Source organism: Streptomyces sp. NBC_00390 (assembly GCF_036057275.1).
GTDB lineage: Bacteria > Actinomycetota > Actinomycetes > Streptomycetales > Streptomycetaceae > Streptomyces.
Window position 1 is genome coordinate 6,421,673 of record NZ_CP107945.1, and the last position, 24,363, is coordinate 6,446,035.

The following is a 24,363-nucleotide window of genomic DNA, read 5'->3' on the forward strand; positions in this document are numbered from 1 at the left end:
CCTCAGCGGACTCCCGGAGCCGCGGCGCCGATGAACTCCGACAGCGTCTCGCGGGCCTGCTCGGAACGTTCCGCCCGGTCGTCCTCGTCCTGCGCCTCGTGCATGCAGTTGGTCACCTCGAAGGCGGCTGCGGCAAGCTCCAGCGCCGCCGTGTCGTCACATACCAACTGGACGCGGATCAGCGACTGATGGGCGGCGGATCGCAGGCGGTAGGAGTCGATCCGGGACTGTTCGGCCACCGCGCTGCCCGGGGCGTCCTGGGCCCGGTGCCAGCGGTCGTTCTGACCGCGCCGGTAGTCGACGAGCGCGTCCGCGAACGAGCTGTACGCCGAGATCCGTTCCTGGCGAAGCTGTTCGGCGCGGGTGAGGGCGGCGGTCCGCTCAGCCGTCTGCCGCTGGAAGAAGTGGGTCGCCACCGAGCCGAGCAGGGTGCCTACGACCGCGATGACGGCTGTCCACATGGTGCCTCGATTCCCGTGCTCCGAATAATCGATCGATCGATTCGAGCGGTACTGCTAGCTTCACCTGCGTGGCGAAACTCAATCAGATCATCGCAGTGGAGAAAGGCGTCAAGTCCAAGGCGCATCAGGACCTGACGGCCGCCCATCACGGGCTCCAGAAGCCTGCCCTGCTCGCCGGTATCTCGCGGACGTACCAGCCGAAGGACGAGGAGGGCGAGCAGCTGCCGCCCGAGTCCACCCGGGTGCAGGTCAAGGCCGAGGACGTGCTGCGCGAGACGGCCAAGACGCTGACCAGGCTGTTCGATGTGACCGCCACCAAGGACTGGGCCAACTGCGCGGCGCGCGCGGATGTGACCGTGGACGGGCGCGCGCTGGTGAGCGATGTGCCGGTGGCGTATCTGCTCTTCCTCGAGAAGCAGCTGACCGACATCAACACCTTCGTGCGCAAGCTTCCGGTGCTGGACGCCTCCGAGTCGTGGACGCAGGACCCGTCGACCGACGCCTGGAAGACCGAGGCCGTGCGGACGCTGCGGACCAAGAAGGTGCCGCGCAACCATGTGAAGGCCGAAGCCACCGAGAAGCACCCGGCGCAGGTCGAGGTGTACTACGAGGACGTGCCGGTGGGTTACTGGACCACCGTGAAGTTCTCCGGCGCGCTGCCGGCCCGGCGGGTGAACGAGCTCCTGGACCGGGTGGAGAAGCTCCAGCAGGCCGTGAAGTTCGCTCGTGAGGAGGCGAACGGCGCGGAGGTCACCGACCGGCGGGTGGGTGACGCGGTCTTCGGCTATCTCTTCGGATAGCCCCATGAACCCCCCGTCCGCCGGAGCGCGGGCGGGGTGCGCGAGGAGCGCAAAGCTGAAACTGAAGCTTGTCGTGAACCACGCGGTCCCAGTGGAGGTTCGAGTCCTCCCCCCGGCACCACAGGCCGGGGTGGCCCAACTCGGCAGAGGCAGACCGCGATGAATCTCAGACTCTCGCTCCAGACTCAGCATTCGCCGCTCATCGCCGGATCGACCGGGCCCGGGCCCTGGTGCGTCGAAATGCCAGTTCGAATCTGGTCCGCCGAGCTCGATCGGCGGTGGTCCAAAGGCAGGACGCGACGCAATGACGACTGACCCGGGTCCTCAAGTGTGCCGGCGTGTGATCGTGAGCGGCATTCACAGGGCTCGGGGGCAGGCTACGCCCCCGGGCCCGCTCCTTTCTCCCGGGTCACTGCCGGTAGCCGCTGAGGAAGCGGCCGATACGGCTGATGGCCGCGTCGAGGTCGTCGGCATGCGGCAGGGTGAGGATCCGGAAGTGGTCGGGACGCGGCCAGTTGAAGCCCGTGCCCTGCACGACCTGGATCTTCTCGCGCAGCAGCAGGTCCAGCACGAACTTCTCGTCGTCGTGGATCCGGTGCACCTTCGGGTCGAGCCGCGGGAACGCGTACAGCGCACCCTTCGGCTTGACGCACGAGACACCGGGGATCTCGTTCAGCTTCTCCCAGGCCCGGTCGCGCTGCTCGTGGAGCCTGCCGCCGGGCGCGACCAGCTCCCGGATGGACTGGCGGCCGCCGAGCGCGGCCTGGATTGCGTACTGGGCGGGGGCGTTGGCACACAACCGCATCGAGGCGAGCATCGTCAGGCCCTCGAGGTAGCTGCGGGCGTGCTGCTTGGGGCCGGTGACCACGAGCCAGCCCGAGCGGAATCCGGCGACGCGGTACGTCTTGGACAGTCCGCCGAAGGTGAGCACCACGAGATCGGGCGCGAGGGCTGCTGCCGTGTGGTGGACGGCGTCGTCGTACACGATCTGGTCGTAGATCTCGTCGGCGAACACCATCAGCTGGTGGCGGCGCGCGAGATCGAGGATGCCTTCGACGATCTCACGCGGATAGACCGCGCCGGTGGGGTTGTTGGGATTGATGATCACGACCGCCCGCGTACGGTCGGTGATCTTCGAGGCCATGTCGGCGAGATCCGGGTACCAGTCGGACTCCTCGTCACACAGATAGTGCACCGCCTTGCCGCCGGCGAGGGTGGTCACCGCGGTCCACAGCGGGAAGTCCGGGGCGGGGATGAGCACTTCGTCGCCGTCCTCCAGCAGGGCCTGGACGGCCATGGAGACCAGCTCGGAGACGCCGTTGCCGAGGAAGATGTCGTCGACGGACACGTCGGGCAGGCCGAGAGACTGGTAGCGCTGGGCCACCGCGCGGCGGGCGGAGAGGACGCCGCGGGAGTCGGTGTAGCCGTGGGCCTGCGGGAGCATCCGGATCATGTCCTGGACGATCTCCTCGGGCGCCTCGAAGCCGAAGAGCGCCGGATTGCCCGTGTTGAGGCGCAGCACGCTGTGGCCGGCTTCCTCCAGCGCGTTGGCGTGCTCGATCACCGGACCGCGGATCTCGTAGCAGACCTCGCTGAGCTTGCTCGACTGCCGGAATTCCATGTCGTGCCCTCCCCGGACCGAATGACGTACTTGGTTTTACCAAGTTGGAGCTTGGAAAGTCCAACAACTTGTCTAGACTCCTCGCATGCCACGCCTGACGCGCCGCCGAAGCTATGACCAGTACTGCGCCGCCGCCCGCGCGCTCGACGCCGTCGGAGACCGGTGGACCCTGCTGATCGTCCGCGAGCTGCTGGCGGGCCCCCGTCGCTACACCGACCTGCACGCGGACCTGCCGGGCGTCAGCACGGACGTCCTGGCCTCCCGGCTCAAGGACATGGAACGGGACGGACTGGCCACGCGCCGCAAGCTCCCGCCGCCCTCCGCCGCGATCGTGTACGAACTGACCGTGCGGGGACGGCAGTTGCTTCCCGTGCTCACCGCCCTGGCCGGCTGGGGAGCGCCCGAGCTGGCCGAACGCCGGCCCACCGACGCGGTACGCGCGCACTGGTTCGCGATCCCGCTGGTGCGCGCGCTCGCCGGGCCGGCGGACCGTTCGGGGGTGGTGGAGGTGCGGCTGGACGAAGGTGTCTTCCACGTACGACTGGGAGGCGGCGGACCTGACTACGGAGACGGTCCCGCCAGCCGGCCGGACGCGTGCCTGACCCTGGACGCGGACACCTGTACCGCGCTCGGCAGAGGCGAGTTGACGCTGGCGGACGGCGTACGGACCGGGCGGATCACGGTGCAAGGGGACACGGCGTTCCTCGGCGTATGAGCACGTCCCTTCCGAGCGGCGGTAACGGCCCCGCGGGCAGCGGGTGAATCAGCGCTCGCCGGTGACGACGACCGTCGCGCCCGAGGTGCTCAGCCGGGGGTCCTTGAGCGGATCGGAGCCGGTGTACGGCTTCTGCCCCTTGTACTCGACCCGCACGGTGCGCGAGGCCACCGCCGTACCGTGGCGGCCGGCCTGACAGGTCCGCACGAAGTCAGCGACGCTGCTGTCGCGTACGACGTCGAGGTCGTAGCGCAGCCGGGAGGAGACGACGGCACCGGCCTGCACCCTGGCATGTCGGATTCGGCCGATGAACCGTGGTCGCAGCTGCCGGTGGCCGATACCGGAGCGCACCTCTTCGACGAGGACAGGCCGCGGCCCGCCGGGCGATGATGGGCGCGTGCGACTCGAAGCGATCACCTGGGAGCGGCTGACCGAAGCACTCGCGGCCCGGATCCTTCGGACCCGGGCCGCGGACGGCAGCCCGTGGCTGCGCATCGGCATCGACGGCGCCCCCGCGGCACGGCCCGAAGAACTCGCCCGTCCGCTCGCCGAGGCCCTGCGGCTGCGCGGGCGCGGCGTGCTGGTGGCCGGCACGGACGGGTTTCTCAAGCCCGCGTCGCTGCGGTACGAGCACGGGCGCGAGGACCCCGACACGTACTACAGCGGCTGGTTCGACACCGGCGCGCTGTGGCGGGAGGTCTTCGGACCCCTGGAGCCGGGCGGCACCGGGCAGGCGCTGCCCGATCTGTGGGACCCGGCGACCGACCGGGCGACTCGTTCGGCGCCCGTCGAACTCCCGCCCGGGGGAGTGCTGTTGCTGCACGGCCCGTTTCTGCTCGGGCACTGGTTCCCGTTCGACCTGACCGTGCATCTGCGCCTGTCACCGGCCGCGCTGGAGCGCCGCACGGACCAGCGGGAACGCTGGACGCTCCCGGCGTTCGCCCGCTACGAGGACGAGACCGGTCCCGGGGACGCCGCGGACGTACTCGTACGGGCCGACGACCCCCGCCACCCGGCGTGGGGCGGCCTGCACTGATCCGGCTGCTCAGGGCCGGCCGCCGGTCAGTGTGACGGCCAGGGCCCCCGCCCGGCAGCCCTCGTCCGCGGCCGTCGGGGCGTCCGCCCCCGAGAGGCGGGCCGCGAGAAACGCTCCCGTGAACGCGTCGCCTGCACCGGTGCTGTCCACCGCCTCGGCCGCGTGCGGCGCGACGCGGGCCGTCACCCGGCCCGCCTCCGCGACCAGTGCCCCGTGGGCGCCCAGCGTGACGACGGCCAGCGGGACACGGCGGCTGAGTGCGGCCGCCGCGGCCGCCGTATCGGGCAGCCCGGTGAGCTGCCGGGCCTCGTCCGCGTTGGGGAGGAGGACATCCGCGCCGTCGAGGGCCGACAGCATGTGCTCCGCACCCAGCGCGGCGATGAAGCCCGCCGAGGCCGGGTCGACGCTCACCGGGATGTTCCTCTCCCGCGCCGAGTCGATCGCCAGGCGGGCAGCGGCCCGGCTGGTGCCGGAGAAGAGGAGGTAGCCCGACACATGCAGGGCGCCGACCCCGTCCAGCATCGATGCCGAGAAGTCCCCTGCGGCAAGGTGCAGCACCGCACCGCTGTCGGTGAGAAACGTGCGCTCGGCCGTCGCGTCGACGAGCGCGATGACGGTGGCGGTGGGCACCTCCTGATCGGGCACGAGATACGGGTGCACCCCGGCCGCTCGCAGCTGCTCCGCGTGCCACGGCAGATCGGCAGCGCCGACCCTGGCGAGCAGCCGGACCTCCCCGCAGGCCCGACGGGCCGCCCAGCAGGCCACGTTGGCACCGGCGCCGCCGGGCAGGACACGGATTCGTGCCGTCGTGTCCGTGCCCCGCGCGAGCGGAGTGCGGTGGCGCGCCACGACATCGGTGACGACGTCCCCGAGGACGAGCAGTCCGCCGCCCGTCATGCGTACGCCGCTGCGATCCGTGCCGCGAGCCGGACATTGCCGCGCACCGCGGCGAGATTGGCCTCCAGCGAGGCGCCTTCGGTGTACCGCATCAGCCTCTCGAGGAGGAACGGAGTGACCGCCTGGCCCGTGACGCCCGTCTCGTGTGCTTCGCCGAGGGCCCGGGCGAGTACGCGATCGTGCAGTGCCGGGTCCAACTGGTCCCGCACCGGCACCGGGTTGGCCACGATCAGGGAGGAGTGCGGTGCGCCGAGCGCGTCCTTCGCGTGCATCACCGCGGCCACCTCCTCGGGCGTATGCACGACCCAGTCGACCGGTTCACCCGCGGACGTCAGGTAGAAACCGGGGAACTGCTCCGTGCCGTACCCGATCACGCCCACACCCAGGGTTTCGAGCCGCTGGAGCGTGGCGGGGACGTCGAGGATCGACTTGACCCCGGCACAGACCACGGTGATGCCGATCCTGGCGAGCAGCCGCAGGTCCGCCGACTCGTCCTGTGTCTCGGTCCAGCCCCGGTGCACACCGCCGAGCCCTCCGGTGGCGAAGACCCGGATCCCGGCACGGTCCGCCAGGAACGCCGTCGCCGACACCGTCGTCGCCCCGCTCGCACCTGCCGCGAGCGCGGGCGCGAGGTCCCGGTGACCGAGCTTGCGTATGGAGTCGTCCCCGGCGATCCGCTCCAGCTGGTCCTTGTCCAGGCCGACATGGGCCATTCCGTCCAGTACGGCGGTGGTGGCGGGGACGGCGCCCGCGTCCCGGACCAGCCCCTCGAGCTCCTCGGCGACGGCGAGATTGCGGGGGCGGGGCAGTCCGTGCGCGATGATCGTCGACTCCAGGGCGACGACCGGGCGCTGTGCGTCCAGGGCTTGTTGGACTTCGTCGGTCACATGGGTCAGCAGCATGTCCCATCCCTGGCACAGGAGCGGTGCCCCCAAACGTCAAAAGCCGGCGTGGACCGACGGACACGTCCTTGACCGGCAGGTTCTGCGACGGTCTGGCGCCGACCGCGCCCTCATGTCCGCCGTCGCAGCACATGAGCCGGAGCCCGGTCTCCGGCCCAGGAGGTCAGTCGCGGGCCACGGCGCGGTGGACGGTCAGGGCCGCCATCGGCAGCAGCAGGCACGCGCCGATCAGGTTCAGCCAGCCGTAGCTCGCCTGGGCCACGATCAGCCCCGCCGCCGCGCCGCCGAGGCCCGCCGATGTGTTGCTCGTCAGGTCCGAGAGGCCCTGGACGGCGGCCCGGGCCGGTTGCGGTACCGAGTCGGTCAGCAGTGTGGAACCGGCGACCAGACCCGCCGACCATCCCAGGCCCAGCAGGAACAGGCCGATCGCCGTCCGGCCGTGGCTCGCTCCTGCCGTGCCCGCCAGCACGGCGGCGGCGCAGAGCAGCCCCGCGGCCAACCCGATCACCGACAGCCGTCCGATGCGGTCCGCGAGCCAGCCCATCACCGGCGAGAACGCGTACATGCCCGCGATGTGGCCGCTGATCACCAGACCGATCAGCTGGATGTCCGCGCCGTGGTGGCTCAGCGCGACCGGGGTCATCGACATGATCGACACCATCGCGGTGTGCGACACGGCCACCGTCACCAGCGCCAGCCGGGCCCGGGGCGAGGCGCGGACCGCCCGGACCCCGGCGCGCAGCGAGCGTCCCTCGGGTGAGCGGTCGGCCGGGGACAGGGCCCGCGCCGTGAGCAGCGGGTCCGGGCGCAGCAGGATCAGGACCACGCCCGCCGCGACGAGGAAGACCCCGGCCGCCCACACGAACGGGCCGGCCGCTGCCGGAATGCCGAGCCCGGACACGCTGCGACCCGCGGGCGCCGCGATGTTGGGGCCGAGGACCGCCCCGATCGTGGTCGCCCAGACGACGGTGGAGATGGCCCGGCCGCGACGCTCCGGCTCGGCCAGGTCGGCGGCCGCGAAACGGGCCTGCAGATTCGCCGACGACGCCGCGCCGAACCCGGCCATGCCCACCAGCAGAAGAGGGAAGCTGCCGGCGACCGCGCCCGTCACGACCACGCCCGCGCCCACCGCCCCGATCAGATACGCCAGGACCAGCCCGGGCCGCCTGCCGCGCGCCGCCATCAGAGCGGCCAGCGGCATCGAGAGCAGCGCGGTGCCGGCCACGGTCGCGGTCGGGGCCAGACCGGACAGCGCCTCCGTGCCGCTGACCTCCTGTGCCAGCACCGAGGCCAGCGCGATCCCCGTCGCGACACCGAGTCCGCCGAGGATCTGGCTCGCGATCAGTACGGCGTTGATCCTGCGCCGCAGCGCGGGCAGCCCTGCGGCGGGCACCGCGATGCCGCCGGGTATGTCAGGTGCGTCAGGGCTTACGGTCACCGGCGCAGTGTGCCAGCCCGCACCTCCGCACGAAACAGCGGCGGGCGCCGCACCGGAACTCGGACCGACGCCGGAACAACGTCAGAACAGCGGCTCGGGCAGCACACCCTCCAGTGCCAGCAGCTTCCGCTTGGTCTCCGGACCGCCGCCGAACCCGCCGAGCCCCCCGTCCGTCTCCACCACCCGGTGGCAGGGCACCACGACCGGCAGCGGATTGGATCCCATCGCCGCGCCCACTGCCTGGGCCGCACCCGGCTGGCCCACCCGGGCCGCCAGGTCGCCGTATCCGACCACCGTCCCGTACGGGACACCGGCCAGCAGCTCGCACAGCACCCGGCGGTTGAAGCCGCCGGACAGCGACCAGTCCAGTGCCAGGTCGAACGTCCGCAGCCCGCCGGCGAAGTACGCCTCCAGCTGGCGTATCGGCTCGGCGAGCCGCCCTGCCGGGTCCTCGACGCCCGCCGCGCCGAGTCGTCCCGTCAGCCGCTCGAGCGCCCTGTCCCGCACCGCCGCGTCGGCGTGGAAGACCACGCTCACCAGCCCCTCGTCGGTCGCGGCGAGAAGCAGCGGCCCGATGCCGGTGCCGACCGTGGTCCACTCGAAGCTGTTCATGGGACCACGGTACGACCGGCCACTGACACTCCCGCTGCGCCCGGAGCCCGGCCCATGGCGTCCCGCACCACGTCCGGGTTGTTGGTGATGATCCCGTCCACTCCGAACCCGGCCACCCGCACCGCGCCCTCCGCGTCGTCGACCGTCCAGGTGTTCATCCGCAGCGGTCTGCCGTGCGGGCCCTTGAGCGCGTGGACCGCGGCCACGTACTCGGCGCTCAGCGAGGTGTGCGAGGGATTGATCTGGTCCGTGAACGCCGCGAACGCGGGCAGGTCCGCCACCGCGGGCGTACCGAGGAAACCGGTCGTGATGTCGGGCCGCAGTGCGTGGACCGCCTTGATGCTGTCCGCGCCGAAGCTCTGGACGACCAGCCGGTGTCCGACGTGCGCCCGGTCGAGCCAGCCCTCTTCACCGAGCACCCGCAGGGTGTCCTGCTCGATGCCCGGGTACAGCACCGGCTTCTTGATCTCCAGCAGCAGCTTCTGACCGTTGGCGTCCACCCGGTTCAGGTACTCCTTGAGCGTCGGCACCCGGGCCCATGCCCACTCGGGTCCGCGCCAGCTGCCCGCGTCCAGGGTCGCGATCTCGGCGGCGGTGAAGTCCTTCACCTTCCATGGCGCACGGCCTGGAAAACGCTCTTCCACGTCGGTCGTCCGGGCGAGTGAATCGTCGTGCACGACCACGAGCTCACCGTCCCTGGTGCGCTGGACGTCGTTCTCGACCCACGCGAAGCCCATACGGGCTGCGAGGTCGATCGCCGCGAGCGTGTTCTCCGGCGCGTAGGCGGACGCGCCGCGATGGGCGATGACCACCGGGTCGCGGTGCCGTGCCGTGGCGTCCTCGGTGCCCGCGGCGGATCCGGGCAGGAACAGCGCACTGAATCCGAGAGCGGTGGTGGCCAGCGCTGCGACGGGGCGGGCGAACATAAGTGGTCCTCACGTCGTTGGTCACGGACGAGCCGAGGGTGTCAGCAGTCGGTCAACGAGGTGCGAGTGAAGTATGGCCGTAACGTGAACGCGGCCGCGCGGCGCGCATTCCGTGTCAGACTCCGTGTCGACAACACCGCTCAACGCTTGCGTGCCGCCTTGCGGGCCGTGTTCCGGCCCGAACCGGACCTCCATCAGGGTCCGCAACGGATCGCAGGGATCGCGGGGCGTCACCCGGGACGAAGGGCAAGGGTCATGCAGGGCACTGTGGACGGATTCAGCTACGGGCTGGTCACGCCCGTGGCCGCCTTTCTCATGGCATGCCTCGGCGGGGCGCTCGGCCTGCGCTGCACCACCCGCTCCCTGCGCACCGGACGGTCCTTCAAACCGGGGTGGCTCGCCCTCGGCGCGACCGCGATCGGCTCCGGAATCTGGACGATGCACTTCATAGCCATGATGGGCTTCAGCGTCGAGGGGGTGGCGGTCAACTACGACCGACCGACCACCTTCGCCAGCCTCGCCGTCGCCGTGATCATGGTCGGCATCGGCATCTTCATCGTCGGCTACCGGGGTGCGACGGCCATGGCCCTCGTCACCGGGGGCACGATCACCGGACTCGGTGTGGCCTCCATGCACTATCTCGGCATGGCCGGAATGCGGCTGGAGGGGCGCCTCCTGTACGACACGGGGACCGTCGCCCTGTCCGTGGTGATCGCGGTGGTCGCCGCGACGCTGGCGCTGTGGGCCGCCGCCGCGATACACGGCTTCATGGCGAGCCTCGGCGCGAGCCTGGTGATGGGGATCGCGGTGACCGGGATGCACTACACGGGCATGGCTGCCGTCAGTGTGCATCTGCATCCGGTCGCCGGCTCCGCCGCCGGCGGTGACTCGGCCGCCACGGTCCTCGCTCCCGTGCTGGTCGGCCCCGGCGTCTTCCTGCTCCTTGCCGCCGTCGTGGTGATGTTCGACCCGCTGCTGGTGCTGGGCGAGCCCGTCCGGCTGCCGGCCGACGGCGGCCGCGCCCGGCCCGGAGTGCCCGCGCAGCGGACGCCGGCGCCGTCGTATCCGAGGGCCGCCGCCTGGGCCGCCGACCGCAGCATGCGCCGCGGGCACCAGGGCTCCGGCAAGGGCTGAGCCCCGGCCGGCCGGTCCGGCCGCGGTCGTGCGCGGCCGATCACCCCCCTGGTGTCAGTGGCGGGTCGTACGGTTGTTGCATGCGGCCCGTTTCCAAGATCGAACGTACGGTGGCGCCCTTCGAGGTCGTCAGCCACTACCAGCCCAGCGGCGACCAGCCGACCGCCATCGCCGACCTGGAGCGGCGTATCCGCGCAGGTGAGAGGGATGTCGTCCTGCTCGGTGCGACCGGCACCGGTAAGTCGGCGACCACCGCCTGGATGATCGAGAAGCTCCAGCGCCCCACTCTCGTGATGGCGCCGAACAAGACCCTGGCCGCCCAGCTTGCGAACGAATTCCGCGAACTGCTGCCGAACAACGCGGTCGAGTACTTCGTCTCGTACTACGACTACTACCAGCCCGAGGCGTACGTCCCGCAGTCGGACACCTACATCGAGAAGGACTCCTCGATCAACGAGGAAGTGGAGCGCCTGCGCCACTCCGCGACGAACTCCCTGCTGACCAGGCGGGACGTCGTCGTGGTCGCCTCCGTCTCGTGCATCTACGGCCTCGGCACACCGCAGGAGTACGTGGACCGCATGGTGCAGCTCAAGGTCGGCGACGAGATCGACCGCGACCAGCTGCTGCGCCGCTTCGTCGACATCCAGTACACGCGCAACGACATGGCGTTCCAGCGCGGCACCTTCCGGGTCCGCGGCGACACCATCGAGATCTTCCCGGTCTACGAGGAGCTCGCCGTCCGTATCGAGATGTTCGGCGACGAGATCGAGGCGCTGTCCACCCTGCATCCTCTGACCGGTGAGATCCTCAGCGAGGACCAGTCGCTGTACGTCTTCCCGGCCAGCCACTATGTGGCCGGCCCCGAGCGCATGGAGAAGGCGGTCAACGGTATCGAGGCCGAGCTGGAACAACGCCTCGCCGAGCTGGACAAACAGGGCAAGCTGCTCGAGTCCCAGCGGCTGCGCATGCGTACGTCGTACGACATCGAGATGATGCGCCAGATCGGCTCCTGCTCGGGCATCGAGAACTATTCGATGCACTTCGACGACCGGGAGCCCGGCTCCCCGCCCAACACCCTCCTCGACTACTTCCCCGAGGACTTCCTGCTCGTCATCGACGAGTCGCATGTCACCGTGCCGCAGATCGGCGCCATGTACGAGGGAGACGCCTCCCGCAAGCGCACCCTGGTCGACCACGGATTCCGGCTGCCCTCGGCGCTCGACAACCGCCCGCTGAAGTGGGAGGAGTTCCAGGAGCGGATCGGCCAGACCGTCTATCTGTCCGCCACCCCCGGCACCTACGAGCTCTCCCGCGGCGACGGCTTCGTGGAGCAGATCATCCGCCCCACCGGCCTTGTCGACCCCGAGGTCGTCGTCAAGCCCACCGAGGGACAGATCGACGACCTGGTGCACGAGATCCGCCTGCGTACGGAGAAGGACGAGAGGGTCCTGGTCACCACGCTCACCAAGAAGATGGCCGAGGACCTCACCGACTACTTCCTCGAACTGGGCATCCAGGTCCGCTACTTGCACAGCGACGTCGACACCCTGCGCCGGGTCGAGCTGCTGCGCGAGCTGCGCGCGGGCGAGTACGACGTTCTGGTCGGCATCAACCTGCTGCGTGAGGGCCTCGACCTGCCCGAGGTGTCCCTGGTGGCCATCCTCGACGCGGACAAGGAGGGCTTCCTGCGCTCCGGCACCTCGCTGATCCAGACCATCGGCCGCGCGGCGCGCAATGTCTCAGGCCAGGTCCATATGTACGCGGACAAGGTGACCGCGGCCATGGATAAGGCGATCGAGGAGACCAACCGCCGCCGGGAGAGGCAGATCGCCTACAACACCGCCAACGGCATCGACCCCCAGCCGCTCCGCAAGAAGATCAACGACATCGTCGCCACCATCGCGCGTGAGGAGGTCGACACCGAGGAGCTGCTCGGCACCGGCTACCGCCAGGTCAAGGAGGGCAAACCGGGCAAGGCGGCCAAGGCGCCGGTCCCGGTGCTCGGCTCCGGCGCGGGGGCGGCAGGCCGCAAGGGGGAGGTGCTCTCCGACCGCCCGGCGGCCGAACTGGCCGGAATCATCGAGGAGATGACCGAGCGGATGCGGGCCGCGGCCGCGGAGCTCCAGTTCGAGGTGGCGGCACGGCTGCGCGACGAGGTGAGCGAGTTGAAGAAGGAACTGCGGCAGATGAAGGAGGCGGGTCTCGCCTGAGCCCCGCACACCAGGTGTGTTGCAAGACCGACACAAAAAACGACCAACTGTGCTGCGCTGTTGGAGTGACTGCGTAGGGTGCTGGACAACCGCACATATGGGCGGCGGCAAATACTAAGAAGGGGACAGCGCGTGACGGTCAACATGACCAAGGGTCAGGCCATCAGCCTGCAGAAGAGCGACGGGGGGACCCTCACCTCGGTGCGGATGGGGCTCGGCTGGCAGGCGGCGCCTCGCCGCGGTCTGTTCGGTTCGCGCACCCGTGAGATCGATCTCGACGCGTCGGCGGTGCTGTTCGCCGACAAGCAGCCGGTGGACGTGGTCTTCTTCCGCCACCTGGTCAGCGATGACGGCTCGGTCAAGCACACGGGTGACAACCTGGTCGGCGGCGCGGGCTCGGGCGGCGACGACGAGGCGATCCTCGTCGATCTGCAGCGGGTGCCGGTCCACATCGACCAGATCGTCTTCACGGTGAACTCGTTCACCGGCCAGACGTTCCAGGAGGTGCAGAACGCCTTCTGCCGCATCGTCGACGAGAGCAACGGCCAGGAGCTGGCCCGCTACACCCTGGACGGCGGCGGCCAGTACACCGCGCAGATCATGGCAAAGGTGCACCGCGTCGGCGGCGGCTGGAAGATGACGGCTCTGGGCAACCCGGCCAACGGCCGGACGTTCCAGGACCTGATGCCGTCCATCCTGCCGCACCTGTAAGTACGGCCCGCGCGGACGGACACGCAGCTCCCGGGGGCACAGCCGCCGGGAGCTGCACCGCGTACCACGCACCGCGATTGACGCACGGTGAGCTGCTCACCGTGCCGACGACCACAAGCGCACAGCACCGAGGAGACAGAGCGATGACGGCCGAGCTGGTCCGGGGGCAGAACCACCCCCTGCCCGACACCCGCCTGCAGATCCGGGTGTCGGCGGGCCATCCAGTGCTGGCCTGCGCCACCTGCTCCGACGCGCAGGGGGCCGTCGACGACGGCGCGATCGCCTACCCCGGAGCCGCCGCGCTGCCCGGGATCGAGGTGCCCGGGCAGGCCACCGAGGCGCCCCGGTTCAGCATCGACCTGGACGCGGTGCCCGATGCGGTGGACCAGGTCAATGTGCTGCTCGCGCTCCCGGAGGCATCGGGCGGGCCGGCCCACTTCGGTGCCACCGCAGCCCCCTTCCTCGCCGTCGTCGGCCAGGACGACGCCGAGTTGGTCAGCTTCACCATCACCGGACTGGACAGCGAGACCGCGCTGGTCGCCGTCGAGCTGTACCGCCGCCAGGGCGCCTGGAAGATCCGCGCCGTCGGCCAGGGGTACGCGGGCGGACTGGCCGCGCTGCTCAGGGACCAGGGCATGGACGGAGCCGACCGGATCGCGGCGGCCGTCCAGGAGAAGGCCGCGTCCCGCTCGCCGCGTACGGAACCGGCCCGGCTGCGTACGAGCGGCGGCGACGCCCACGCCGCTCAGGGCACCCCCGCACCGGGCCCCGACCAGTCGGCGCCGGCGGACGCCACCCTCGCGGCCGGCAGTGCCCTCCCCGACGACTTCCCGCTCGCCGGCCCTCAGCCCGCCACCGCCGGCGGCGCCACCGGGCCCCAGCAGACGCCCACCGCCGACGCCCCGCAGACGCCCAGCGGTGGCCCCATCAACTACGCGCATCCGCGCCGGCAGTCCACCGCGCCCCCGCCGCCGCCTCCGGCCGCACAGCCCGGCGAGCCGGGCCGCCCGCCCGTGCCCGTGGCCGGCGACGCCACCGGCTGGTCGATGGAGGAGCGCCTGTACAACCAGGTGTGGGGCATGTTCGAGGACTACGCCCGTGCGGTGGCCGCCTACCGCAGCGCGGTCGAATTCGCCGAGAACCGTATGGAGCAGGAGCTCGACCATGTCCTGTCCGACCCGCGAAGCCGGATCGGCGGCACCGGTGACGCGGCCCGCGAGGCGGCGCGCGCCAAGTGCGAGCAGCTCACCGACCAGGCCCGTCAGGTCCTCGACCGCGACCTCGCCCAGCTGGCGGCCGAGTCGGAGGTCGTCGAGCCGGCCCTGCCTCCCGCCTTTGCCCGCTGGGACAACCCCACCTGGCACGCCTACCGGGTCCCGATGGAGATCCCCATGGCGCTGCGCATCGGCGATCTCCATCTGCCCGAGAGCCCCGAGCTGCGCATCCCCTGTCTCGTACGGCTGCCGCTGGAGCGCGGGCTGTGGGTCGACAGCGGACGGGGCGGATCGGAAGGCGCGCTGATGATGGACGACGCCCAGCTGCGCCGCCTCGCCGTCGACTGCGCGGTCGCGCACGCGGCCCGGCTGCTCGCCGTCTATCCGCCCGGCGAGTTCTCCGTGCATGTCATCGACCCTGCCCGCTCCGCGGCCGCGTCGCTCGCCCCGCTCGTCGCCTCCGGGGTGCTGGCGGCGCCGCCCGCCGCCGGCGCCCAGGGCGTCAGCGACGTGCTGGCGAAGCTCACCCAGCGCGTGGACCTGGTGTCGATGGCGATGCGCGGGGGCGCGGCCGACGCGCTGCCGCCCGGCTTCGACACCGGTGAGCAGCTGCTGATCGTCAATGACTTCCCGCACGGCTTCGACGATCGCGCGGTCACCCAGCTGCGCTATCTCGCCGACGAGGGCCCGGCCGTCGGCGTCCATCTGATGATGGTCGCCGACCGCGAGGACGCGAGCGCGTACGGCCCGGTGCTGGACCCGCTGTGGCGCTCCCTGCTGCGCGTCACGCCGGTCCCGGACGACCACCTTGCCGACCCGTGGGTGCGGCATGCCTGGACGTACGAGCCGCCGATGGTGCCGTCGGGCAGCGACGTGCTGCGCCAGGTTCTGGACCAGGTGGCCACGGCCCGCCGTTCCTGGAACCGCTGAGCCGCCCTCGGCCCCTTTCCTGGTCCAGTCACTGACCTGCGTATTTGAGGAGCGCTTTACCTCAACCTTTACCTTTCATTGGGCTTCCCTGTACTGTTCTTTGCGCGGAGGGGAGTACTCCCGACTCGCGGCGTGCCCGTCAGTACGGACAGACAGAGAAGTCCCGGGGCGCCGGCCCGTGGTTGCGGCATCGCGTCGCCCCGGGTGGAAGAGACCTCCGGCAGCGACGACGCTGATCAATAGCCGTACGACGCCGGAGGCGCAGTGGACGTTTCATTGAACATGTGGGTGCTGACCATTCTCGGTCTGAGCGCCCTGATCGCGGTCGACTTCTTCATCGGGCGCAAGCCCCACGACGTGTCCATGAAGGAAGCGGGCATCTGGACCGTCGTCTGGATCGTGCTCGCCGCACTCTTCGGCCTGGGCCTGCTGGTGTTCGGTGAGCGCCAGGCGTCGGGCGAGTTCTTCGCGGGCTTCATCACCGAGAAGTCGCTCAGTGTCGACAACCTCTTCGTGTTCGTCCTGATCATGGCGAAGTTCGCGGTGCCGTCCCACCTGCAGCAGCGCGTACTGCTCGTCGGTGTGCTGATCGCGCTGGTACTGCGGGCCATCTTCATCGCGGCCGGCGCCGCGATCATCGCCAGCTTCTCCTGGGTCTTCTACATCTTCGGCGCGTTCCTGATCTACACCGCCTGGAAGCTCATCCAGGAGGCGCGCTCGGACGAGGAGGAGGACGAGTTCGAGGAGAACAGGCTCCTCAAGTCCATCGAGAAGAGGTTCGGGGTCGCCGACCGGTACCACGGCACCAAGCTCTTCATCCGGGTCAACGGCAAGCGCGTCCTGACCCCGCTGATGGTGGTCATGCTCGCCATCGGCACGACCGATGTGCTCTTCGCGCTGGACTCGATCCCCGCGATCTTCGGCCTGACCCAGGACCCGTACATCGTCTTCACCGCCAACGCCTTCGCCCTCATGGGTCTGCGGCAGCTGTACTTCCTCATCGGCGGACTGCTCAAGAAGCTCGTCCACCTCAGCTACGGCCTGTCGGTGATCCTCGGCTTCATCGGCGTGAAGCTGGTGCTGCACGCCTTGCACGAGAGCGGAGTGCACGTCCCGGAGATCTCCATCCCCTTCTCGCTGGCCTTCATCTGCGGCGTGCTGATCATCACCACGATCACCAGCCTCATCGCCTCCAAGAAGCAGTCCGAGCGCGAAGCGGCCGAGGAAGCCCAAAAGGCCGGGGTCCAGGGCCCCGGGGAGTCGGACAAGGACAGCGTCGACGCCTGACGGCCCCGACGAGGCACCAACACCCCCGACCGGCGGGTGCGGACGGCAGAGCCGTTTCGCACCCGCCGGTCCCGGTGTACGGGCCCGACTCTCGGGGGAGGGGGAGGCACGCGGCGCGGCACCCTTCCGCATACCGTTGCGTACGACGTACGACGTACGACGTACGACGTACGACGTACGACGCACGACGCACGACGCACGACGACGGTGGACGACCGTCCCGAGCCGACACGACCGAGGACATGACACCCCGACGCACACGCCGGCAAGAGCCCGCGCCCGCCGCCCCCCTCACATTGAGCATCGACCGGACCGCCCAGCCGCCCCGGGCAGCGGTCCTGTTGCTGCACGGCGGCCGGGCCGACGGCCTCGAGCCGCCCTCCGGCCTCAACCTGCCCGGCGTGCGGATGCACCCCTTCGCACGGGCCGTCGCCCGTGCCACCGCCGGGCACGACATCGTGCTCGGCCGCGTCCGTTACGGCCACCGGGGCTGGAACGGCACGCGGGCCGACGCCGGACGTGACGCCCTCAGCGCCCTGGACGAACTCGCCCTGCTGACCGGCCCCGTGCCCACTCTGCTGGTCGGCCACTCGATGGGCGGGCGCGCCGCACTGCACGCCGGCGGACATCCGCTGGTGACCGGCGTCGTGGGCCTTGCCCCCTGGTGCCCCGAGGGTGAACCGGTGGACCACCTCGCGGACCGCCGCGTCGTACTGCTGCACGGTGACCGGGACCGGGTGACCGACCCGCAGGAGACCTGGGCGTTCGCCACCAGGGCCCGCGCCGCGGGGGCCGAGGTGTGCGCGCTGCGCATGGCCGGCGGCGATCACGCCATGCTGCGCCGCGCCGGCGAATGGCACTCGCTCACCACCCGCGTGGTGACGGGTCTGCTGGGGCTGGGGCCGCTGCCGCCGGTGATCGCGAGGAGCTTCGAGGGCGCGGGCGCCGCCGAGCCGACCGACGCCACGGACGCGACGGACGCCGCGGGCGGCTAGGCCGTGTCTGACATATCCCGCCTGGTGCGCGACGCCCGGCACGCCCTCCCCCGGAGCTTCGCCTGGGGTACTCCCAGCTGTGTTGTCGGAGTCATCCACGTACGTCCAGTACGAGGATGTTCTCCCCCAGCCTCCGGCCGGGCGGTACCCCCACCGCCTTGCGATTGCAGGCACCGGACGCCGCGCACCCCGCATTGCGGGCGGACGGTGCTATTTGTTCAGACATGGCTCAGGGCCTCGGGCGTCCGGCGCGTGCCGTCCGTCTACCAGCCGCGCTCGCGCCACGTGGGCAGCTGCGGCCTCTCGTTGCCGAGAGTGGTGTCCTTTCCGTGGCCCGGGTAGACCCAGGTCTCGTCCGGGAGTGCGTCGAAGAGCTTCTTCTCGACCCCGTCGATGAGGCTCGCGAAGGCCTCCGGGTCCTTGCGGGTGTTGCCGACCCCACCGGGGAACAGGCAGTCGCCCGTGAAGACGTGCGGATGGCCGTGCGGGTCGTCGTAGACGAGCGCGATCGAGCCCGGGGTGTGGCCGATCAGATGACGGGCGACCAGCTCGACCCTGCCCACCCGGATCGTGTCGCCGTCCTCGACGGGCACATCGGTCGGGACGGGGATGCCGTCGGCGTCGTACCGCCCGGCGTAGGTACGCGCGCCGGTCTCGCGGACCACCTCGGCCAGCGCCTGCCAGTGGTCGGCGTGCTGGTGCGTGGTGACCACCGACGCGATGGAGTCGTCGCCGATGAACCCCAGCAACGTCTCCGGCTCGGCCGCCGCGTCGATCAGCAGCTGCTCGCCGGTGGCCCGGCAGCGCAGCAGATAGGCGTTGTTGTCCATCGGTCCGACCGCGACCTTCGAGATCATCAGGTCAGTCAGTTCGTGTACGTCCGCAGGGCCGCCGACCTTCACCACTCCGCTGTACGTCATGGACTCAGCCTATAGCGGGGGCAGTGCGGGCAGCAGGCCTCCGGAGACCTCCAGCGCCGCGCCGTCCCGCCGGCCCGCGAGCCAGCCCAGCACGTCCGCCGCCGGGCCCGAGACGGTGACCGGGGTGCCGCCGGGGCCGCCGGTGTGCCACTCGCCGGCGTCGGTCAGGATGCGGGTCGGCGGGACGTCCGCGTGCCCGCTGAAACGCTGCGCGAGGAAGTCGGTCTCCCGCTCCGTGAACTCCTTCGGCAGGTCCTCGAGCTCGTAGCCGATGTCCAGGTCGACATGGTGCAGCTCGACCTCGACGAGACGCCGGAACGGCAGCCGGGAGGCGCTGTCGGTCACACCGTTGCGGAGCTCGACCGTCCGTGACCAGTCGGTGTCCCGCTCTCCGGCGGCCTGGATGCGGTCGGCGCTCGCGCGGAGGTCGGCGAGCTGCTCGGTGAGAGGGCGGGGGGCGTCGCGCTCGATATCGGCCTCGCGCGCCGCAGCGCTCTCGTACATGGGGCGGCCCTCGAGCACATTGACGAGGGCGTCGGCGTTACGGGCCAGGTGGGCCAGGACATGGCCGCGGGTCCAGCCCGGCAGCCGTGACGGTCCGCTCGTGGCGGCGTTGTCCAGAGCGGCGGCTGCGGTGAGCAGTCGCTCGGTGGCTTCGTGTACAGCGTCCAGGTCGCGCTTGGGATCGATCATGGTGCAGACGATAGACCCGCCACTCGATCGGGTGAAGGTGGCCGAGCGCGTCCGCTAATCGAATGTGCGTGCTATACGCTCGGTGGAGGCATCCTTGAAAGTCAGGCATCCATCACCTGGCGGCCCCCATAGCCTGGAACAGTCTGGGACGGGGGCTGTGCCCCCCGCTTCTCTCAAGAAAGGTGCGGACCGGCGTGGCCGACCGTCTCATCGTTCGTGGCGCTCGCGAGCACAATCTCAAGAACGTCTCGCTCGACCTCCCCCGTGACTCGCTCATCGTGTTCACGGGTCTGTCGGGGTCGGGCAAGTCCTCGCTCGCCTTCGACACGATCTTCGCCGAGGGCCAGCGCCGGTATGTCGAATCCCTGTCGTCCTACGCCCGCCAGTTCCTGGGCCAGATGGACAAGCCGGACGTCGACTTCATCGAGGGCCTCTCCCCGGCCGTCTCCATCGACCAGAAGTCGACCTCGCGCAATCCGCGCTCGACGGTCGGCACGATCACCGAGGTCTACGACTACCTCCGCCTGCTGTTCGCCCGTATCGGCAAGCCGCACTGCCCCGAGTGCCGCCGGCCCATCTCGCGCCAGTCGCCGCAGGCCATCGTCGACAAGGTGCTCGAGCTGCCCGAGGGCAGCCGCTTCCAGGTCCTGTCGCCGCTCGTGCGCGAGCGCAAGGGCGAGTTCGTCGATCTCTTCGCCGATCTGCAGACCAAGGGCTACAGCCGGGCGCGGGTCGACGGAAAGACCGTCCAGCTGGCCGAGCCGCCGCAGCTGAAGAAGCAGGAGAAGCACACCATCGAGGTGGTCGTCGACCGCCTCACCGTCAAGGACAGCGCCAAGCGCCGGCTGACCGACTCGGTCGAGACCGCGCTCGGGCTCTCCGGCGGCATGGTCGTGCTGGACTTCGTCGACCTCCCCGAGGACGACCCCGAGCGCGAGCGGATGTACTCGGAGCATCTGTACTGCCCGTACGACGACCTGTCCTTCGAGGAGCTCGAGCCCCGCTCCTTCTCGTTCAACTCGCCCTTCGGCGCCTGCCCCGACTGCACCGGCATCGGGACGCGCATGGAGGTCGACCCCGAGCTGATCGTCCCGGACGAGGAGAGGTCCCTCGACGAGGGCGCGATCCACCCCTGGTCGCACGGCCACACCAAGGAGTACTTCGGACGCCTGATCGGCGGGCTCGCACAGGCGCTCGGCTTCAGCACCGACATGCCGTGGGCGGGACTGCCCCAGCGTGCCAAGAAGGCCCTGCTCCACGGCCACAAGACCCAGGTCGAGGTCCGCTACCGCAATCGGTACGGGCGGGAGCGGGCGTACACCACCCCGGCCTTCGAAGGGGCCGTCCAGTTCGTCAAGCGGCGGCACTCCGAGGCCGAGAGCGACTCCAGCAGGGAGCGCTTCGAGGGCTATATGCGCGAGGTGCCGTGCCCGACCTGTGAGGGCACCAGGCTGAAGCCGATCGTGCTCGCGGTCACCGTGATGGAGAAGTCCATCGCCGACGTCGCCGCGATGTCGATCAGTGAGTGCGCGGAGTTCCTGGGCCGGCTCAAGCTCAACGCCCGCGACAAGAAGATCGCGGAGCGTGTGCTCAAGGAGGTCAACGAGCGGCTGCGGTTCCTGGTCGACGTCGGCCTGGACTACCTCTCGCTGAACCGCGCGGCCGGCACGCTCTCGGGCGGTGAGGCGCAGCGCATCCGGCTCGCCACCCAGATCGGCTCCGGCCTCGTCGGGGTGCTGTATGTGCTGGACGAGCCGTCGATCGGCCTGCACCAGCGCGACAACCACCGTCTGATCGAGACCCTGGTCCGGCTGCGAGACATGGGCAACACGCTCATCGTCGTGGAGCACGACGAGGACACCATCAAGGTCGCCGACTGGGTCGTCGACATCGGCCCCGGCGCGGGTGAGCACGGCGGCAAGGTCGTGCACTCCGGCCCCCTGAAGGAGCTGCTGGCCAACAAGGAGTCGATGACCGGGCAGTATCTGTCCCGCCAGAAGGCGATCGCGACGCCGGACATCCGCCGGCCCATGGATCCGACGCGGCAGCTCACCGTCCACGGAGCCCGGGAGAACAACCTGCGGGACATCGACGTCTCCTTCCCGCTCGGCGTGCTCACCGCGGTCACCGGTGTCTCGGGATCCGGAAAGTCGACGCTGGTCAACGACATCCTCTACACGCACCTCGCGCGCGAGCTGAACGGCGCGAAGTCGGTGCCCGGCCGGCACACCCGGGTCGAGGGCGACGACCTCGTCGACAAGGTGGTTCACGTCGACCAGTCGCCCATCGGCCGCACGCCCCGCTCCAACCCGGCGACGTACACCGGTGTCTTCGACCATGTCCGCAAGCTGTTCGCGGAGACGATGGAGGCCAAGGTCCGCGGCTATCTCCCCGGCCGGTTCTCCTTCAATGTGAAGGGCGGCCGCTGCGAGAACTGCTCCGGCGACGGCACCATCAAGATCGAGATGAACTTCCTGCCGGACGTGTACGTCCCCTGCGAGGTCTGCCACGGGGCGCGCTACAACCGGGAGACCCTTGAGGTCCACTACAAGGGCAAGTCCATCGCCGAGGTGCTGGACATGCCGATCGAGGAGGCCCTGCACTTCTTCGAGGCCGTGCCGACGATCTCCCGCCATCTGCGGACGCTCAACGAGGTGGGCCTCGGCTATGTCCGGCTCGGCCAGTCCGCGCCGACACTCTCGGGCGGTGAGGCCCAGCGGGTGAAGCTCGCGTCGGAGCTCCAGAAGCGTTCCACGGGCCGCACGGTCTACGTCCTGGACGAGCCGACCACCGGACTGCACTTCGAGGACATCAGCAAGCTGATCAAGGTGCTGTCCAACCTGGTCGACAAGGGCAACACGGTCATCGTGATCGAGCACAACCTGGACGTCATCAAGACGGCGGACTGGGTCGTCGACATGGGCCCCGAGGGCGGCAGCGGCGGCGGCCTGGTCATCGCCGAAGGCACCCCGGAGCAGGTCGCCGGTGTCCCGGCCAGCCACACCGGAAAGTTCCTGCGGGACATCCTGGACGCGGACCGGATCAGCGATGCGGTCGCGGTGCCGGCGGCGCGCAGGGCGAAGAAGGCGGCGGCCAAGAAGCCGGTGTCGGCGAACGCGACGGCGTCGAAGAAGACGGTGACGTCCCGCGCGACGACTGCTCGCACGGCCAGGGCGCGCAAGGCCTGACCGGGCGCATCGAGGGCCGGACGCCTCCTGGGGCGTCCGGCCCTTGGCGTCTCGAGGGTGCGAGGCGGTTCAGGACGGCGGTTCAGGACGGGGGTGGGCACGGCTGCGGGCGGCGACTTCCTGCCGTGGCCCGCTGCGGTACGGGACCTTAAAGCTCCAGCTCCGCCGCGTACGGCGGTTCCGCGCCCGTGCGGGAGCACGTCACGGCAGCCGCGCGGGCGGCGAGGGTCAGCACCTCGGTCCAGGCAGCCGCGTCCAGCGACGACAGCCCCTCCGGGGACAGGGCGTCCCGCTCCGCGAGCCCGTGCAGCAGCGCCGCGTTCACGGTGTCGCCCGCGCCGATCGTGTCCGCGACCGTCACCGGGGCGGCCGGGACCGAGACCTCGAGACCTGACCGGGTGCGTACCGTCAGCCCGGACCCGCCCCGGGTCAGGACCACCGCGGCCGGGCCCTCGGGGACACCGCCCAGCCAGGTCGCGTCGTCCTCGGACAGTTTGAGCAGCGACACGTACGGCAGCCAGCCCGCGCATCGCGCCCGATAGGCGTCCGCGTCCGGGATCAGGACCGCCCTGATGTTCGGGTCGAGCAGGGTGAAGACCCCGCGTCCCGCCTCCCGCCGCAGCAGCGCCTCGTACGCGCTCGCACCGGGCTCCAGCACCAGGGAACATGTGCCGAGCGCCAGTGCCCGTACCGACTCCGGCAGCGCGTGCGGCAGCTCGAAAAGGCGGTCAGCGCTGCCCTCCGTGTAGAAGCCGTATCCGGCCGAGCCGTCCGAGCCGATCGCCGCCACCGCGAGCGTCGTCGGCTCGGGGCCGCGCTGTACGAGCGACGTGTCGACGCCCGCCCTGCGCAGCCCCGCCAGCAGCGCCTCCCCGAAGCCGTCCGTCGAGACCCGCGAACAGAATGCGACGTGCTCACCGAGCCTGCCCAGTGCGATCGCGGTGTTGTACGGGCCCCCGCCGGGGCGTGGCAGCAGCAACGGCAGCGGTGTGCCGTTCTCCTGAGGGACCAGGTCGATGAGGGATTCTCCTGCGACGACGAACACGGCCCGAACGTAACCCATGGCCTCATGGGCCGTGACCCATGGCCCCCGGCGGCCGACCGGAGCCCGCCCGCAGCCCCTCCGATCTCCGCCGGTATCGTCGGGTCTGTCACTGGCAACGAGCCCAGACAGCACGCCCCTGATCCGTGGAGTTCCCATGTCCGGCCAGCCCTCCCCTCACCTTCGGCAGTCGGCACCCCCGGCCCGCCGGACCGTGCTGAAAGGCGCCGCGCTCGCGGGTGCCGCCGGACTGGGCGCGGCAGCCTGCTCCACCGAATCCAAGCTCGGCCATGCCCGGATCCCCACCCCCACCGCGCCCGTGGACCTCGGCGAGGCCGACGCCGTTCCGGTCGGCGGGGCGAGGCTCTACCGCGAGCAGCGCCTGGTCGTGAGCTGTCCGGCCGAGGGCCGGTACCGGGCCTTCAGCGCCCAGTGCACCCACGCCGGCTGCGTGCTCGACAAGATCGAGAACAACGAGGGCAACTGCCCCTGCCACGGCAGCCGCTTCGATGTGACGAGCGGCAAGGCCGTGGTGGGCCCGGCGACCGTGCCGCTGCCCGAGGTGCCGATCAAGGTCGAGGGCGGCAGGCTCGTCGCCGGTCCGGACGCCTGAGAAGGACCGCAGGCCCAG

22 protein-coding genes are annotated in these 24,363 nt (G+C 70.6%); 11 read left to right on the top strand and 11 right to left on the bottom strand.

Going from position 1 to position 24,363, the window contains the following annotated elements:
• Positions 1-2 precede the first annotated feature (2 nt).
• Complete coding sequence (locus tag OHS70_RS28365; protein ID WP_328401926.1) at positions 3-461, bottom strand: hypothetical protein; 459 nt, start codon at positions 459-461, stop codon at positions 3-5.
• Positions 462-529: 68 nt separating this feature from the next.
• Between OHS70_RS28365 and OHS70_RS28370 the strand changes: the two genes are divergently transcribed.
• Positions 530-1,261 carry a DUF7873 family protein gene (locus OHS70_RS28370; RefSeq protein WP_328401928.1) on the top strand — a complete coding sequence of 244 codons (732 nt, stop codon included), beginning with the start codon at positions 530-532 and terminating at the stop codon, positions 1,259-1,261.
• Between the two features lie 409 nt (positions 1,262-1,670).
• On the opposite strand, the gene OHS70_RS28375 is transcribed toward OHS70_RS28370, so the two are convergent.
• Positions 1,671-2,882 carry a pyridoxal phosphate-dependent aminotransferase gene (locus OHS70_RS28375; protein ID WP_328401930.1) on the bottom strand — a complete coding sequence of 404 codons (1,212 nt, stop codon included), beginning with the start codon at positions 2,880-2,882 and terminating at the stop codon, positions 1,671-1,673.
• 85 nt (positions 2,883-2,967) lie between these two features.
• Between OHS70_RS28375 and OHS70_RS28380 the strand changes: the two genes are divergently transcribed.
• Positions 2,968-3,597 carry a winged helix-turn-helix transcriptional regulator gene (locus OHS70_RS28380; RefSeq protein ID WP_328401932.1) on the top strand — a complete coding sequence of 210 codons (630 nt, stop codon included), beginning with the start codon at positions 2,968-2,970 and terminating at the stop codon, positions 3,595-3,597.
• A 48-nt stretch (positions 3,598-3,645) separates the two neighbouring features.
• Here OHS70_RS28380 and OHS70_RS28385 read toward each other — a convergent pair whose 3' ends face one another.
• Positions 3,646-3,882 (bottom strand): hypothetical protein, encoded by a 237-nt coding sequence (locus tag OHS70_RS28385; RefSeq protein WP_328401934.1) that lies wholly within the window; start codon positions 3,880-3,882, stop codon positions 3,646-3,648.
• Positions 3,883-3,994: 112 nt separating this feature from the next.
• Here OHS70_RS28385 and OHS70_RS28390 point away from each other — a divergent pair, with 112 nt between their 5' ends.
• Positions 3,995-4,633: a uridine kinase gene (locus tag OHS70_RS28390; protein ID WP_328401936.1), complete on the top strand. Its 639-nt coding sequence runs from the start codon at positions 3,995-3,997 to the stop codon at positions 4,631-4,633.
• A 9-nt stretch (positions 4,634-4,642) separates the two neighbouring features.
• Here the strand turns inward: OHS70_RS28390 and OHS70_RS28395 are convergent, their stop codons facing one another.
• The 5 genes from OHS70_RS28395 to OHS70_RS28415 form a co-directional block, all read right to left on the bottom strand.
• Entirely contained in the window at positions 4,643-5,530 is an 888-nt protein-coding gene (locus tag OHS70_RS28395; protein ID WP_328401938.1) for a carbohydrate kinase family protein, read from the bottom strand.
• Positions 5,527-6,432: a pseudouridine-5'-phosphate glycosidase gene (locus tag OHS70_RS28400; protein ID WP_328401940.1), complete on the bottom strand. Its 906-nt coding sequence runs from the start codon at positions 6,430-6,432 to the stop codon at positions 5,527-5,529. The genes OHS70_RS28395 and OHS70_RS28400 overlap by 4 nt, the downstream gene beginning before the upstream one ends.
• Before the next feature lie 163 nt (positions 6,433-6,595).
• Positions 6,596-7,870 carry an MFS transporter gene (locus OHS70_RS28405; protein ID WP_328401942.1) on the bottom strand — a complete coding sequence of 425 codons (1,275 nt, stop codon included), beginning with the start codon at positions 7,868-7,870 and terminating at the stop codon, positions 6,596-6,598.
• A gap of 81 nt (positions 7,871-7,951) precedes the next feature.
• Complete coding sequence (locus OHS70_RS28410) at positions 7,952-8,482, bottom strand: methylated-DNA--[protein]-cysteine S-methyltransferase (protein WP_328401944.1); 531 nt, start codon at positions 8,480-8,482, stop codon at positions 7,952-7,954.
• A complete protein-coding gene (locus OHS70_RS28415; RefSeq protein ID WP_328401946.1) occupies positions 8,479-9,408 on the bottom strand; it encodes a glycerophosphodiester phosphodiesterase in 930 nt (309 codons plus the stop codon). Before OHS70_RS28415 ends, OHS70_RS28410 begins: the two co-directional genes overlap by 4 nt.
• A gap of 255 nt (positions 9,409-9,663) precedes the next feature.
• Between OHS70_RS28415 and OHS70_RS28420 the strand changes: the two genes are divergently transcribed.
• The 6 genes from OHS70_RS28420 to OHS70_RS28445 all read left to right on the top strand — a co-directional run bounded on the left by OHS70_RS28420 (position 9,664) and on the right by OHS70_RS28445 (position 17,889).
• Positions 9,664-10,542, top strand: coding sequence for an MHYT domain-containing protein (locus OHS70_RS28420; RefSeq protein WP_328401948.1), 879 nt, complete (start codon positions 9,664-9,666; stop codon positions 10,540-10,542).
• Positions 10,543-10,622: 80 nt separating this feature from the next.
• Complete coding sequence (gene uvrB / locus OHS70_RS28425) at positions 10,623-12,752, top strand: excinuclease ABC subunit UvrB (protein ID WP_328401950.1); 2,130 nt, start codon at positions 10,623-10,625, stop codon at positions 12,750-12,752.
• Between the two features lie 132 nt (positions 12,753-12,884).
• Positions 12,885-13,463, top strand: a complete 579-nt coding sequence (locus tag OHS70_RS28430) for a TerD family protein (protein WP_328401952.1) — start codon at positions 12,885-12,887, stop codon at positions 13,461-13,463.
• Positions 13,464-13,606: 143 nt separating this feature from the next.
• On the top strand, positions 13,607-15,607 hold the full coding sequence (locus OHS70_RS28435; protein ID WP_328401954.1) for a TerD family protein: 2,001 nt from the start codon (positions 13,607-13,609) through the stop codon (positions 15,605-15,607).
• 264 nt (positions 15,608-15,871) lie between these two features.
• A complete protein-coding gene (locus OHS70_RS28440) occupies positions 15,872-16,894 on the top strand; it encodes a TerC/Alx family metal homeostasis membrane protein (protein WP_328401956.1) in 1,023 nt (340 codons plus the stop codon).
• 242 nt (positions 16,895-17,136) lie between these two features.
• Positions 17,137-17,889: an alpha/beta hydrolase gene (locus tag OHS70_RS28445; protein ID WP_328401958.1), complete on the top strand. Its 753-nt coding sequence runs from the start codon at positions 17,137-17,139 to the stop codon at positions 17,887-17,889.
• A 263-nt stretch (positions 17,890-18,152) separates the two neighbouring features.
• Here the strand turns inward: OHS70_RS28445 and OHS70_RS28450 are convergent, their stop codons facing one another.
• Both OHS70_RS28450 and OHS70_RS28455 read right to left on the bottom strand, forming a co-directional pair.
• The gene (locus tag OHS70_RS28450; protein ID WP_328401960.1) at positions 18,153-18,809 is read right to left on the bottom strand and encodes an MBL fold metallo-hydrolase; all 657 of its coding nucleotides are present in this window, start codon (positions 18,807-18,809) and stop codon (positions 18,153-18,155) included.
• Between the two features lie 9 nt (positions 18,810-18,818).
• The gene (locus OHS70_RS28455; protein ID WP_328401962.1) at positions 18,819-19,502 is read right to left on the bottom strand and encodes a maleylpyruvate isomerase family mycothiol-dependent enzyme; all 684 of its coding nucleotides are present in this window, start codon (positions 19,500-19,502) and stop codon (positions 18,819-18,821) included.
• 194 nt (positions 19,503-19,696) lie between these two features.
• Here OHS70_RS28455 and uvrA point away from each other — a divergent pair, with 194 nt between their 5' ends.
• Positions 19,697-22,690 (top strand): excinuclease ABC subunit UvrA, encoded by a 2,994-nt coding sequence (gene uvrA / locus OHS70_RS28460; protein WP_328401964.1) that lies wholly within the window; start codon positions 19,697-19,699, stop codon positions 22,688-22,690.
• A 148-nt stretch (positions 22,691-22,838) separates the two neighbouring features.
• On the opposite strand, the gene OHS70_RS28465 is transcribed toward uvrA, so the two are convergent.
• Positions 22,839-23,735 (bottom strand): carbohydrate kinase family protein, encoded by an 897-nt coding sequence (locus OHS70_RS28465; protein WP_328405960.1) that lies wholly within the window; start codon positions 23,733-23,735, stop codon positions 22,839-22,841.
• A gap of 154 nt (positions 23,736-23,889) precedes the next feature.
• Here OHS70_RS28465 and OHS70_RS28470 point away from each other — a divergent pair, with 154 nt between their 5' ends.
• Positions 23,890-24,345 carry a Rieske (2Fe-2S) protein gene (locus OHS70_RS28470; protein WP_328401966.1) on the top strand — a complete coding sequence of 152 codons (456 nt, stop codon included), beginning with the start codon at positions 23,890-23,892 and terminating at the stop codon, positions 24,343-24,345.
• Positions 24,346-24,363: the final 18 nt, after the last annotated feature.

What these genes read in the sequence shown, in the direction of transcription:
- OHS70_RS28420 (WP_328401948.1), top strand. Translation starts at nt 9,664, where the DNA reads ATGCAGGGCACTGTGGACGGATTCAGCTACGGGCTGGTCACGCCCGTG.
- OHS70_RS28395 (WP_328401938.1), bottom strand. Translation starts at nt 5,530, where the DNA reads ATGACGGGCGGCGGACTGCTCGTCCTCGGGGACGTCGTCACCGATGTC.
- OHS70_RS28410 (WP_328401944.1), bottom strand. Translation starts at nt 8,482, where the DNA reads ATGAACAGCTTCGAGTGGACCACGGTCGGCACCGGCATCGGGCCGCTG.
- OHS70_RS28450 (WP_328401960.1), bottom strand. Translation starts at nt 18,809, where the DNA reads ATGACGTACAGCGGAGTGGTGAAGGTCGGCGGCCCTGCGGACGTACAC.
- OHS70_RS28375 (WP_328401930.1), bottom strand. Translation starts at nt 2,882, where the DNA reads ATGGAATTCCGGCAGTCGAGCAAGCTCAGCGAGGTCTGCTACGAGATC.
- OHS70_RS28365 (WP_328401926.1), bottom strand. Translation starts at nt 461, where the DNA reads ATGTGGACAGCCGTCATCGCGGTCGTAGGCACCCTGCTCGGCTCGGTG.
- uvrB (WP_328401950.1), top strand. Translation starts at nt 10,623, where the DNA reads ATGCGGCCCGTTTCCAAGATCGAACGTACGGTGGCGCCCTTCGAGGTC.
- OHS70_RS28415 (WP_328401946.1), bottom strand. Translation starts at nt 9,408, where the DNA reads ATGTTCGCCCGCCCCGTCGCAGCGCTGGCCACCACCGCTCTCGGATTC.
- OHS70_RS28435 (WP_328401954.1), top strand. Translation starts at nt 13,607, where the DNA reads ATGACGGCCGAGCTGGTCCGGGGGCAGAACCACCCCCTGCCCGACACC.
- OHS70_RS28400 (WP_328401940.1), bottom strand. Translation starts at nt 6,432, where the DNA reads ATGCTGCTGACCCATGTGACCGACGAAGTCCAACAAGCCCTGGACGCA.
- OHS70_RS28445 (WP_328401958.1), top strand. Translation starts at nt 17,137, where the DNA reads ATGACACCCCGACGCACACGCCGGCAAGAGCCCGCGCCCGCCGCCCCC.
- OHS70_RS28380 (WP_328401932.1), top strand. Translation starts at nt 2,968, where the DNA reads ATGCCACGCCTGACGCGCCGCCGAAGCTATGACCAGTACTGCGCCGCC.
- OHS70_RS28470 (WP_328401966.1), top strand. Translation starts at nt 23,890, where the DNA reads ATGTCCGGCCAGCCCTCCCCTCACCTTCGGCAGTCGGCACCCCCGGCC.
- OHS70_RS28455 (WP_328401962.1), bottom strand. Translation starts at nt 19,502, where the DNA reads ATGATCGATCCCAAGCGCGACCTGGACGCTGTACACGAAGCCACCGAG.